The sequence below is a fragment of the Streptomyces sp. NPDC020747 genome (assembly GCF_044334695.1).
GTDB lineage: Bacteria > Actinomycetota > Actinomycetes > Streptomycetales > Streptomycetaceae > Streptomyces.
The window spans coordinates 1-12,302 of the sequence record NZ_JBIRTJ010000040.1 but is presented as its reverse complement, the minus strand read 5'-3'; the positions used below and the strand labels follow the sequence as shown (position 1 = coordinate 12,302).

The 12,302-nt window shown below is 69.8% G+C and carries 10 protein-coding genes and 3 pseudogenes; 11 read left to right on the top strand and 2 right to left on the bottom strand.

Features of this window, described 5'->3' with window-relative positions; all coding sequences use genetic code 11:
- Positions 1–638, bottom strand: a 638-nt coding sequence (locus ACH4YP_RS47705) for a dienelactone hydrolase family protein (protein ID WP_398497848.1), incomplete at its 3' end; no start/stop codon positions are given.
- A gap of 112 nt (positions 639–750) precedes the next feature.
- Between ACH4YP_RS47705 and ACH4YP_RS47700 the strand changes: the two are divergent.
- The 3 genes and pseudogenes from ACH4YP_RS47700 to ACH4YP_RS47690 form a co-directional block, all read left to right on the top strand.
- Positions 751–915: pseudogene (locus ACH4YP_RS47700) on the top strand (transposase domain-containing protein); the annotation flags it as partial.
- Entirely contained in the window at positions 910–1,323 is a 414-nt protein-coding gene (locus tag ACH4YP_RS47695; protein WP_398497850.1) for a transposase, read from the top strand. The pseudogene ACH4YP_RS47700 and the gene ACH4YP_RS47695, both read left to right, overlap by 6 nt.
- Before the next feature lie 397 nt (positions 1,324–1,720).
- On the top strand, positions 1,721–2,215 hold the full coding sequence (locus tag ACH4YP_RS47690; protein WP_398497846.1) for a hypothetical protein: 495 nt from the start codon (positions 1,721–1,723) through the stop codon (positions 2,213–2,215).
- 9 nt (positions 2,216–2,224) lie between these two features.
- Here the strand turns inward: ACH4YP_RS47690 and ACH4YP_RS47685 are convergent.
- A pseudogene (locus ACH4YP_RS47685) lies at positions 2,225–3,333 on the bottom strand (transposase).
- Positions 3,334–4,325: 992 nt separating this feature from the next.
- Here ACH4YP_RS47685 and ACH4YP_RS47680 point away from each other — a divergent pair.
- The 8 genes and pseudogenes from ACH4YP_RS47680 to ACH4YP_RS47645 all read left to right on the top strand — a co-directional run.
- On the top strand, positions 4,326–5,483 hold the full coding sequence (locus tag ACH4YP_RS47680; RefSeq protein WP_398497844.1) for a sensor histidine kinase: 1,158 nt from the start codon (positions 4,326–4,328) through the stop codon (positions 5,481–5,483).
- Positions 5,480–6,148 (top strand): response regulator, encoded by a 669-nt coding sequence (locus ACH4YP_RS47675; protein ID WP_398497842.1) that lies wholly within the window; start codon positions 5,480–5,482, stop codon positions 6,146–6,148. The genes ACH4YP_RS47680 and ACH4YP_RS47675 overlap by 4 nt, the downstream gene beginning before the upstream one ends.
- A gap of 286 nt (positions 6,149–6,434) precedes the next feature.
- Positions 6,435–6,650 (top strand): hypothetical protein, encoded by a 216-nt coding sequence (locus tag ACH4YP_RS47670; protein ID WP_398497841.1) that lies wholly within the window; start codon positions 6,435–6,437, stop codon positions 6,648–6,650.
- A 5-nt stretch (positions 6,651–6,655) separates the two neighbouring features.
- Positions 6,656–8,872: an MMPL family transporter gene (locus ACH4YP_RS47665; RefSeq protein WP_398497839.1), complete on the top strand. Its 2,217-nt coding sequence runs from the start codon at positions 6,656–6,658 to the stop codon at positions 8,870–8,872.
- A 222-nt stretch (positions 8,873–9,094) separates the two neighbouring features.
- Positions 9,095–10,186: a hypothetical protein gene (locus ACH4YP_RS47660; RefSeq protein WP_398497837.1), complete on the top strand. Its 1,092-nt coding sequence runs from the start codon at positions 9,095–9,097 to the stop codon at positions 10,184–10,186.
- A gap of 5 nt (positions 10,187–10,191) precedes the next feature.
- Complete coding sequence (locus tag ACH4YP_RS47655) at positions 10,192–11,130, top strand: ABC transporter ATP-binding protein (RefSeq protein WP_398497835.1); 939 nt, start codon at positions 10,192–10,194, stop codon at positions 11,128–11,130.
- Entirely contained in the window at positions 11,130–11,963 is an 834-nt protein-coding gene (locus tag ACH4YP_RS47650) for an ABC transporter permease (RefSeq protein WP_398497833.1), read from the top strand. The genes ACH4YP_RS47655 and ACH4YP_RS47650 overlap by 1 nt, the downstream gene beginning before the upstream one ends.
- A 25-nt stretch (positions 11,964–11,988) precedes the next feature.
- Positions 11,989–12,302 (top strand): annotated as a pseudogene (locus ACH4YP_RS47645) (hypothetical protein); the annotation flags it as partial.

The window sequence follows — 12,302 nt, the reverse complement described above, 5'->3', positions numbered from 1 at the left end:
GGGACCGTGGGGTGGTCGACCGGCGGGTGGTGGAAGGCGTGCAAGGCGCCGCCGTAGACCGAGAGGCGCCAGTCGACGCCCGCGGCCTGCATCTCAGCGGTGAACGCGTTCCGTTGCGCGGGCGGCATGATCGGGTCTTCCGACCCGACCCCGGCCCACACCGGGCAGCGAATGCGCGCCGCCTCGCCCGGTCGGCCCGTGGTCAGTGCGTTGACCGTCCCGATCGCGCGCAGGTTGACGCCTTCACGCCCGAGTTCCAGCCCGACGGCGCCCCCGGTGCCGTAGCCGACGGCGGCGATCCGGTCGGGGTCGGTCCGCGGCTCGGTGCGCAACACATCGAGCGCCGCATGGCCGATCCCCCGCATCCGGTCGGGATCAGCGAGCAGCGGCAGGCAACGGGCCAGCATCTCCTCGGGGTCACCCAAATAGCGCCCGCCGTGAAGGTCGAAGGCCAGCGCTACATATCCCAGCTCGGCGAGAGCATCGGCCCGCCGGCGCTCGACGTCGCTGAGCCCCATGCCCTCTGGTCCGAGCAGCGCCGCGGGCCGGCGGTCGACACCGGCCGGGAGCGCGAGGTGCCCGATCATCGTCAAACCGTCGGCCGGGTACTCGACCGTACGCGTCGTAATCGTCGTCATGAGACCGGACTGTAGTGATCGTCGAGCCCGGTCCGGCCGGTGTTCTGCCGCTGGCAGAACAGCGCGGGTGTCCCTCTGAAATACGGGACGGGCCCGGCTCTCAGGGCTTCAAGATGTCTACTTCCTTCTCGCGATGTGCCTGTTCCCGGAGGTCGGCTACCGGCTGGTCTGGCACAAGCTGACCGCAGCCCTTGCGGGCGTCGGGATCGAGGTCGCGGAGCCAACTGCGAAAGCCTTACGTGACCTGCGCAGACGGCTCGGTGCAGAACCGATGAAGCGCGTGTTCGAGACCCTGGCCGGCCCGCTCGCCCAGCCGGTGACTCCCGGAGTGCGGTTCGGGCCGTTCCGGATGGTCTCCTTCGACGGCTGCACCTCGATCAAGCTCCCTGATACCGAGCGCAACGTGGAGTGGTTCGGACCCGGCAGCCGTGGCGGGTATCCGATGTTGGAACTGATGACCCTGGTGGAGACCGGTACCCGTGCTCTGATCGGCGCCGTGTTCGGCACTCCCAGCGACGGGGAGACCTCCTACGCTCGCAGGCTCCTGCACCACCTGGGCCCCGGCATGCTGGTCCTGTGGGACAAGGGTTTCGATGCCAACGCCTTCCTCGCCGCCGTGCACGACACCGGAGCCAGTTTCCTGGGCCGGCTGCGTGCCAACCGACGCACCCCGGTCCTGAGTTGACTCACCGATGGCTCCTACCTCTCGGTCATCGGCACCGTCCCGGTACGCGTCGTGGAAGCGCAGATCACCGCGGCCTATGACGACTGCTCGTTCACCAACTCCTACCGGCTGGTCACGACGCTGACCGATGCTCGTCGGTACCCCGCCCCGGCCCTCGTTGCCCTTTACCACCAGCGCTGGGAGCACGAGTCGGCGTATTTTGCCCTGCGTCACACCATTACAGACGGCCGGGTCCTGCGTTCAGGCGACCCGGTCGGGGTCGAGCCGGAGATGTGGGCCCTACTCGCCCTCTACCAGGCACTTCGGACGGTGATGGTGGAGGCCGCCGAGTCCCGGCCGGGCACCGTACCCGGACCGCTGCGGCTTCACCATAGCCGTCCAGACCGCCCGCGACCTCGTGGTCCAGGCCACCGACGTCATCAAGCCCGGCACCCTGGGCAACCGCACCACGGGCGTCATCGGCAACCGGGTCCTGGCCGGGCTCCTCCCGCACCGGCACCCCCGCATCAGCACCCGAAAAGTCAGGTCACCGGTCTCCCGGTACGCCGAACGCCAAGACGACGGTCGCCCCGACGCAAGCCGCCTGGTCACCGACCTCGACGTCACCATCCTCGAACCCGATCCCGACCTGCCCACCGTCTCGCACGACGATCGGCACACACCGGCCGCCGACCGGCGCAGACAGCGCGTCCTGGACCTCCTTCACGCAGAACCCGACCGCCAGTGGCACACCCGCGACCTCGCCCGCCACCTCGGCGACGTCACCCTCGGCACGATGTACCGACAGCTCGATAGATGGTCCGTAAACGGACTCATCGCCAAGACCGGCCCCGCCACCTGCAGCAGCCCGAGAACTCGCTCAACCCCCTTGCCACCAGCGGAAATACGCTAAGCATGACGTTTATGCAGCATTGCTGTGCGTGACGGCTGCCGCGAGGCTCGGTTTGCTCTGTTTTCCGACGGGGTGCTCACGTGCACGGTGCTTGTTCCTCATGCCGGTTGGCCGGACAGGGCCTGCGATGCTCGTTTTCGGTGCGCTGGCCGGTTGAGGGGTTTTCCCGTGGAGGAGGCGAAATCCTCGACGGACGCGTGCCGGTGTGAGGCGCCCTTGGCGTGCGGGCCGTTCCCAGGGTCTGCGGAGGTCTTCGGCGAGGGGCCGGGCGAGGCGGAGTTGGGTGTGGGCGCAAATGACCAGCCAGGTCCAACGGTCGGCGGCGGCTGGCTCGCGGAGTTTGGGAACGGTCCAGCCCAACGTCTGCTTCATCATTCTGAAGGTGTGTTCCAGATCGAATCGGCGCAGGAATGCCTGCCAGAGCAGGTCCACATCCCCGGCAGTAGCGGCGGTGGCCGACCACCACAGCCAGACCGGTCTGGGGTTGCGGTCTCCGCGGAGGTGGTCGACCTGAAGACGGATGACGGTGCCTTCGATGACGGGCAGCGGTCCTTCGGGGTAGTCGGCCCAGGCCGAGCGCCGGACCGACAGCGGGTGCAGACGGTCCCAGGCGGTGGCGACGGCCTTCCCGTAGTGGGTGGTGTCGGTCACCGTGGTGATGGCCGGGACAGGCTGGGTGCCGTGATCCTCGAACTTGAACTCTGCCCCGCGCTTGGGCTGGCGCCCGCGCTTTCCCGCGGTCTGCGGCGGGGGCGGGAGTACAGGACGCGGTCCGAACGCATGCGGCCCAGCAGTTCCATCGGCAGGTCCGCGAGTAGGAAAGCCAGGCGGGTCACGTCATAGCCGGCATCGACGACGACCAAGACGGGCGGGTCGCCGACCTGCCACTGACCTGCCGCCGCTGGAACACTTCCCGGACCTGGACAGCTGTGACTGCCCCGACCGTACGTATGGCAGAACAGCTGGTCTCGAGCCAGAGGGCAAACGCGTCGCGAAGGTTCGCTTCGGTGCACGCGGTCCGGAGATGTACCTCGCCGACGGCCCGCATCCCAATTCATGGAGGCCGACCGACGATGGGCCGACGATCCCAGTGCCCACGCGACTGGGGTCTCTCCAATCCCGCGGTGGCTGCTTTCTGAGACGATGACGAAGGGCTGGTGATGCTGCCCATACTCCGGCGCCGATCGCTATTGATGTTGTAGGCGCTGGCCTCCGAAGCGGCTCGGCGAGGGTACGAAGTGAGGGCGAGCCGGTCGTCCTACTCGCGGGGTGAGGGCGGAGTGGACGTCGTCGTGGACGGCTTCGCACACGCCATCACCATCCGACAGGAGTTCCCGCAATCCATGAATCCGGAGCGTCTTGTGGTCGAACTGGACCACGACCGGCCCAGTCGGCCGGGTCGTTGGCGGGACCGTCAGTGTCGGGTGCTGGAGGAAGCCTTGGGCGTTATTCTCGGGGAGATCGAAACAAGCGCGCCGGAGGATGCCCGGCAGGGCGAACGAGGAGCAGGCCCGGGCCGAGCGCGAGGTCCGTAGGCGGGCGGCCGCGGAGGAGGCCAAGGAGCGAGCTGTTCAAGACCAACTCGCCGAGGCTCTCCGTGACGAGGCCAGGCGCTGGCGAGAGGCAGCCGCGCTGGGCGAGTACTGCGATGCTCTGGAAGGCTGTCTCACAGTTCCGCGCGGTATTCCGGAGGAACCGTTTGGCCGCAGCTCGGCGCTGGCTGGCGTGGCTACGTGCGGGCAATCGACCCCTTGAGTCGGCTTCCGCAGATGCCGACTCCGCACGATCCGACGCCGGAGGAACTCAAGCCCCATCTCAAGGGATGGAGCCCCTGCGGGCCAGACGTCTGAGTGCCACAACTCACCCTCAGCGCCGACCCGGTCAGGCACGCTGCGCGGCCCGCACCAAGGGCAAGGCCCGCATGGAGGGCAAGGACTATGTGATGCAGGAGGGGTCTGACTCTTCGGGGTCGGGCTCCTGGTGTTTTCCCGTGCTGGGATCGTGCTGGGATGGGATGAGGACGCCTGTGCTGGGTCGTGCAGTGCCAGGCCGGCTGTCCCACCGGACTGCCCGGAACGGTTCAGATCGGCATCACGGGCAGAATGGACTCGTGCCGCCTCTCACCCGGACTCGCTTCCAGCTGCCTCGTGGCGCCCGTGCTGACGCCGCACTGGCTTTCGGGACGTTCGTGTTGGTGGCGATCGCCGAGGGGCAGCGGCTGCGCAGCGGCGAGGGCTCGATGTTCTCGGTGATCGTGTCCTGGCTGCTGATCGTCGCGGTGTGCGGCGCGCTGTTGTTCCGGCGCCGTGCTCCGGTGGCGGTGGGCTGGTTCACGGTGCTGGCCACCGGGCTCTACTACGTGCTGAGTGCCGTCGACGGGCCGTTGGTCCTGGTTCCGATCGTGGTGTTGTACGTCATCGCGTCCCAGGGACGAATGCAGGCGGCCATCGCCATGGCGGCGGCGATGGTGATCGGCGTCGGCGTGGGCGCCCTCATGTCCGAGAGCGATGTCACGGGTACGGCGGTATTCATGCTCACCGGATGGCTGGTCGCTGTCGTGGCGCTCGGCAGTGTGCGTCACGGCCGGGTGGCGTACGCCGAGGAGGAGGCGCGGCTGAGGGCCACCGAGGAACGGCTGCGCATCGCCCGCGAGTTGCACGATGTGATCGGGCACAACATTTCGATGATCAACGTGCAGTCGGGCGCGGCGCTGCACCGGCTGAAGAAGGACCCTGCGCAGGCTGAGGCGGCCCTGAGCGCCATCAAGGTGGGTAGCCGGGAGACCTTGCAGGAGCTGCGGGCCACCCTCGACGTGCTTCGCCGGGTCGACGAGGATGCGCCCAGGGCACCCGTGCCGGGTCTGGCCCGGGCGGATGCGCTGGTGGCCTCGGCAAAGCTCGCGGGGCTCGCGGTGCGGATCGAACGGACCGGGGGTGAGCGCGCATTGCCCGCCCCGGTTGACCTGGCCGCGTACCGGATCGTGCAGGAGTCGCTCACCAACGCCGCCCGGCACAGTGGTGCCGGACGCGTCACGATCCGGATTGCCTACGGGGACCGGGATCTGACGGTGACCGTCGAGGATGACGGCCGGGGCGCGGCAGCCCGCCCGGCCAGGTCGGGCGGCAGCGGCATTGTCGGCATGACGGAGCGGGCGCGGGCATTGGGGGGCGAACTGGTCGCGGGCCCACGGCCGGAAGGCGGATTCGCGGTGCGGGCCCGGCTACCGTACGGGACCACAGGACAGCCGACGGAGTGGAGCAGCCGATGATCAGGGTCTTGCTGGTGGATGACCACTGGCTGGTCCGGGCAGGGTTCCGGTCGGTCCTGGAGGACGAGGACGACATCGAGGTGGTGGGCGAGGCTTCCGACGGGCAAGCCGCGGTCTCGGCCTGCCGCGAGCTGAAGCCGGACGTGGTGTTGATGGACATCCGGATGCCGGGGACGGATGGTCTGGACGCCACCCTGGCCATCACGGAGGACGAGCAGCTGGCGGCGGTGAAGGTGGTCATCCTGACGACCTTCGATCTCGACGACTACGTGTACGGGGCGCTGCGCGCCGGGGCGACCGGCTTCCTGGTGAAGGACACCGAGCCGGAGCAACTGCTGCACGCGGTGCGGGTCGCCGCACGGGGCGATGCCCTGATCAGCCCGTCGGTGACCCGGCGGCTCATCGCCGAATTCGCGAGCCGGGTCAAGAGTCCTCAGCCGGACCATCGGCTCAATGTGCTCACCGACCGGGAGCGCGAGGTCATGCAGCTGGTGGCTGCGGGGCTTACGAACGACGAGATCGCCGAGCGGCTGGTGCTGCAAATGTCGACGGCGAAGACGCACGTCAGCCGGGTTCTGACGAAGTTGGGTGCACGGGACAGGTCGCAGCTCGTGGTGCTGGCGTACGAGTCCGGCCTCGTCAGCCCCGGCTGGCTGGAGGACTAGGCAGGCCCGGCCCTCACCTGTCCGACCGTGGGCCTGGAGGGTGCCGTACTACCCCGGGGCGCAGCTCTACGTACATCCACTGAGGTGTGCCCCATGTCGTCCCGGGACTGACGATTTCGACCTCGCCCCGCGTGCACCATCAAGGGCCTGGTCCGACCCGGTCGACCAGCTGCCCGTGGACGCCGCCGTACCTCCGGGGTACCGCGTCGCATACATCTCCCGAGGTACGCCCAGTGTCGTCCCGGGACTGACGATTTCGACCCGGTCGGGCGCGCACGATCAGGGCATGAACGCACCTCCCTCTCCCGGACGGGTCACGACCGCGCTTGTCGGCGCGCTCGTCGGAGCTGCCGCCGGAATTCTGCTGGTGTCGGCTGCCGGGGCCCTGGCCTTGGAGATCGACGGCGTGTTCGCCATCCCGGCGATCGGCGTACCCGCCCTGTGCGGCGCTGTGGTGGGCGCGTTCGTCATGCCTGGCAACTCACGCTGGAATCAGAGGTAGTCACCATGTCTCCCACCCGCGGCGCACACGTGCCCCCTGCCCCGCCCGCACCGCCAGGCCGACGGGTCGAAGCACGCGTCGGCCGGTTCGGCGCCCTGGCCGACTGGGCCCAGCGTCACCGTTGGGCCGCCGTGCTGATCTGGGTGGCCGTCCTGGTGGTGGTCACTTTGGGCTCGACGGCCGCCGGCTCCGCGTACAAGAACAACTTCGCGCTGCCGGGCACCGACTCGCAGACGGCCACCGACCTGTTCACGAAGCACGGTTCCGACCAGGCCGGGGACAGCGTCGACATCGTCCTCAAGGACTCCCGCGGCATCGACCGGCCCAAGGCCGCTGTGGAGAAGATGCTCGCCCAGGTCGAGCAGCTGCCGGGCGTCGCAGAGGTGCGCAGCCCGTACACCGATGCCTCGGCCGTGTCCAAGGACGGCACGATCGGCTACGCCACGGTGACGCTCGACGGCAAGGCCGAGGAGGTGCCCAAGGAGAAGGTCGCCAAGATCATTGAGACCGCCCAGGACGTCGAGTCGGGCGATCTCCAGGTCGAGCTCGGCGGCGAGGCCGTGCGCGGCGCCGAGGACAAGGGAAGCCCGACCGCGGAACTCGCCGGCATCGTCGCCGCCCTGGTCATCCTCGGACTGCTCTTCGGCTCGCTGGTGGCCGCCGCCGTGCCGCTGATCACCGCTCTCTTCGCGGTCGGCTCCGCCCTCGGCCTCATCGTCCTCGCCTCGCACGTCTTCACCGTCGCCGACTTCACCCCGCCCATCACGATGCTCGTCGGGCTCGGCGTCGGCATCGACTACGCGCTGCTGATCTTCTACCGCTACCGGCAGGAACTCACCGACGGCGCCGACCCGGCCACCGCCGGCCGCAAGGCCCTGGACGCCGCAGGACGTACGGTCTTCTTCGCCGGCTGTACGGTCATCATCGCGCTGCTCGGCCTGGTCGCCCTCGGTCTCGGCTCGCTGCAGGGAGTGGCCCTCGCCCTGGCGCTGACCGTGCTGACCACCATGGCCGCCTCGCTGATCCTGCTGCCCGCACTCCTTGCGATCTTCGGCAAGCGCATCCAGCGCCATGTGCTCAAGCACGCGGGCAAGTCGGCTGCCAAGGGCAAGTCCGAAGGACGCCGCTGGCGGGCGCTCGCCTCGGCGGTCCAGCGCCGTCCGCTGCCGTCCCTCATGGTCGCCACCATCGCCCTCCTCGTGCTGTCCGCGCCGGCGCTCGGCATGCGGCTCGGCTTCGCCGACGCGGGCAACGACCCGGCGCCGACGACCTCCAGGAAGGCGTACGACCTGCTCGCCGAAGGCTTCGGCCCGGGCTTCAACGGACCGCTGATCGTCCTGGCCCAAGGAGACGAGGCAGCCGGCAAGGCTGTGTCGTCCGCGCTGGCCAAGACCGAGGGCGTCGAGGCGGCAAGTCCCGCGATGCCTTCCGAGGACGGCGCCCTGTCCACCGTGATCGTCTATCCCGAGACGTCACCGCAGTCCGAGGGCACCGCCGACCTCGTACACCATCTGCGCGAGGACGTGGCCCCGGAACTGGAGCGGGACACCGGCGCCACGGTCCTGGTCGGCGGCGCCGTCGCGGCCTCCCAGGACTTCTCGGAGACCGTCTCCGAGCGGATGCCGCTCTTCATAGCGGTGGTGGTCGGACTGTCGTCCCTGCTGCTCATGCTGGTCTTCCGGTCCATCCTGATCCCGCTCAAGGCGGCCCTGCTGAACCTGATCTCGATCGCCGCCGCGCTCGGCGCGATGACGCTGGTGTTCCAGAACGGCCTGTTCGGAGTGCAGCCGGGTCCGATCGAGGCGTTCCTGCCCGTGCTGATCTTCGCAATCGTGTTCGGGCTCTCCATGGACTACGAGGTGTTCCTCGTCTCGCGGATGCACGAGGAGTGGGAACGTACGAAGGACCACTCGCTCGCGGTACGGGAGGGGCTTGCCTCCACCGGCAAGGTGATCACGGCGGCCGGAGCCATCATGATCTTTGTGTTCGGCGCCTTCATGCTGAGCGCCGACCGGATGCTCCAGGAGTTCGGCCTGGGTCTCGCCGTGGCGATCCTCCTTGACGCGCTGGTCATCCGGTGCCTGATGGTCCCGGCCATCATGCAGCTGTTCGGCAAGTGGGCCTGGTGGTTGCCCGCCTGGCTCGACCGCCTGCTGCCCAAGGTGACGCTCGAAGCGCCGGAGGACGGGGCGCCTGCGGGCGGGGGGCGGACCGCGTCCTGACCGGTGGATCCCACTGATCGGCGCCGTACGTCGATCAGGCGCTGCCGACTCCACGCGCCGCGCCCGGGCGAACCTCCCTCCGGGGCGGCGTGTGGACCCGGGCGTACGCCCTCGGCGTCCCGGTCGTCCGGCGGGTGTCCCGTACATCGCGCCCGTACGCGACCCCTTGCCCTACGGGGCCACGTCCCGCACCAGGCGTCCCACACAGGAGGGCGGTCGCACATGACCTGGCTCGCGATCATGCTGGCGGTGCTGAACTCCTGGCTCTTCGCCGAAGGGGCGCGGCTGCAGCACAGCACATGCGTGGGGCGGCTGTCGCTCGCCGCCGCGTGCCGGGAGCCCCGCTGGCTGGCCGGCCTCGGGCTGATCGCCGCAGGGGCGGGGCTGCAGGTCACCGCGTTGCAGCTGGCGCCGGTGACGGTGGTGCAGCCGGCCGGGGTGCTGGGGATCGCGGCGAGCGTGCTCTGGAGGCTCAGGCTGCGGGGCGGACGGCCGGGCCTGCGCACGGTCGGCGCCCTGGCGGCGATCGTGGTCGGGGTCGGCGCATTCGCTGTGACTGCCGCCGCGCACACCGTGCTCACCCCGATCACCACCGCCGCGCAGATCCAGGCCGGGGTGGCGGTCGGGGCCGTAGCGCTCACCTGCCGGACGGCAGGAAAGGCGCTCGGCGGTCGGGGCCGCTGCCTGGTGCTGAGTGTGGGCGCGGGCGCCGCCTACGGCTACGCGTCGGTTCTCGGCCGGGCCGCGATCGAGCACTACAGCGAGTCCGGCCTGACCCCCGGCCTGCTCGGCACGCTCGCCGGTCTCGTCGCGGCAGTCCTCACCGGGGTCGGGCTGCTGCAGCGCGCCTACGCCGACGGCCCGCCGGAAACCACCACGGCGACCGTCACCATCACCGATCCGATGGTCGCCGTCTTGATCGGTGTCGCACTCCTGGGGGAGGCCCCCGCGCTGACGGCGCAGGCCGCCGGGGCGGCACTGGTCTGCGCCGCCCTGGCGGTGACCGGCATGATCACACTCGCCCGCGACCTGCACGCCGCCGGGTTCGCCCCGCGCGCCGCTCCCGCGCCCGTCGCGGTCTCGCGGCCCGGCAGTCCCGCATGCCCCTCTCCCTCCGGCTTCCCAGCCGACGACGCACCGCCGTCGCCGCGGACACCCCCGTCGGACGTGACTGCGCGGCCCACTGGTACCGCAGTACCACCGGGCCCCCGAAGAGTCGCCCGGGGTCCCAGTGATTCCGTCCTGCCCGCCCGTAGCTTCGAAAACAGAGGCCACGACCCATCCGTGGCCGGTATCGAAGAGAAGGAAGGGTGACCTCGATGATCGAAGCGCGGGAGCTGACCAAGCGGTACGGTGACAAGACGGCCGTGGACCGTCTGAGCTTCACCGCCAAAGCCGGTGAGGTGACCGGATTCCTGGGGCCCAACGGTGCGGGCAAGTCGACGACCATGCGCATGATCGTCGGTCTCGACACCCCGACCGCGGGCTCCGTCACTGTCAACGGGCGCGCCTACGCCCAGCACCCGGCGCCGCTGCACGAGATCGGCACTCTGCTGGACGCCAAGTCCGTCCACCCGGGACGCAGTGCGCGCGGCCGTCTGATGGCGCTGGCACACACGCACGGAATTTCGCGCCGCCGGGTGGACGAGGTGGTCGAGCTGGCCGGGCTGACCAGCGTGGCCGGCAAGCGGGTGGGTGCCTTCTCGCTCGGCATGGGGCAGCGGCTCGGCATCGCCGCGGCGCTCCTGGGCGATCCGGGGATCGTCATGCTGGACGAACCGGTCAACGGCCTGGATCCGGAGGGCGTGCTGTGGGTGCGCAACCTCCTTCGCGGGCTCGCCGACGAGGGCCGGGCGGTCATGCTCTCCTCGCATCTGATGACCGAGATGGCGCTGATCGCCGACCACTTGATCGTCGTCGGCCGCGGACGGCTGCTCGCGGACACCACGCTGGCCGACTTCACACAGACGGCCGGCGGGGGTGGCGTGAAGGTCGTCACCGACCAGGCGGAGCGGCTGCGCCCGCTGCTGGCGGGCCCGGACGTGGCGATTACCTCCGACTCCGCCACGGAGTTGGTGGTCGCCGGGCGCACCGCCCGGGAGATCGGAACGATCGCCCTCTCGCACGGTGTGCCGCTGTACGAGCTGACCCCGCAGGCCGCCTCCCTGGAGACGGCCTTCATGGACCTCACCCGCGACGCCGTGGAGTACCACAGCGGACCCGCCGACAACGCCGGTACCGACCGAAAGGCGGCATGATGACCACCACTTCTCTCTCCGTGGCACCCGCCCCCGCGACGTCGGTGCGCAAGGTGACGACCCGTGGGGTACTGCGCTCGGAGTGGCTCAAGTTCTGGTCGTTGCGCTCCAGTTGGATCGCCCTGGCCGCCTCCCTGGTCGTGCTGCTTCTCTTCGGGGTGATCGCGGCCTCCACCTACAGTCCCCCCACGGGATCGGACTCCGGTCCGTCCATGTCCGACGGCTCCACCGACGCGGTCAGTCTGGCCCTGATGGGCTCGCCGTTGGTGTCGCTGGTCGTGGGCTCGCTGGGAGTGCTGCTGTTCGCGGGCGAGTACAGCACGGGCATGATCCGCTCCACGCTCACCGCGGTCCCCAGGCGGCTGCCGGTGCTGTTCTCCAAGAGTGCCGTGGTGGCGCTGCTGGTGCTGGTCCTCACCGCGATCGGCGCGCTGGTGGCGTTCGCGCTGGGCACGATCGGCCTGGACGGCGAGCGGATCTCCCTGTCGCTGGGGGACGAGGGTGTGCTGCGCAGCCTGCTCGGTTTCGGGGTATACATGGCTCTCGTGGCGGTGTTCGGTGTGGCTCTGGGGGCGTTACTGCGCTCTCCTGCCGGGGGTATCTCCTCCCTGCTCGGCATCCTGATGATCTTGCCCAATCTGACCTCGCTGCTGCCCGACTCGATGGCCGACGCGCTCCAGCCGTACTTCCCCAGCACGGCGGGAGAGGCCATGTTCTCCCTGCACCGGTCGGCCGATTCCCTCTCGCCCGGTGGCGGGTTCGTGGTCTTCGCGGGCTGGGTGGCCCTCGCACTCGCCGCTGCGGCCTTCCGGCTGAAGCGGACCGACGCCTGAGCAGGAAGTGGAGACGATCGGACCCATGAGTCCGTACCGCGAGGCCCCGGCCGCGGACCGGGTCCAGGGAACGGCCCCCTCGCCGTCCCCTGGACCCGAGGGCGGCTGGGGACATCCCCTGCTGGACTGGCTGCTGGGCCGGCGCCGCCTCAAGCAGCTGGACCAGCGGCATCCCTGGCTGCTCGACACCGTGGTGGTGCTGATCGTCGCGGTGATCGGCCTGACCGACCTGCTCTCCGGCGGCGCTAGTGCTGTGGCCGCGTTGGTTCGCCGGGTCGGCGGTCGTGGCGGTTGGATGTGCGGTGACGTCCGATCCGATCGCTGGAGGAGCGGTGGCCG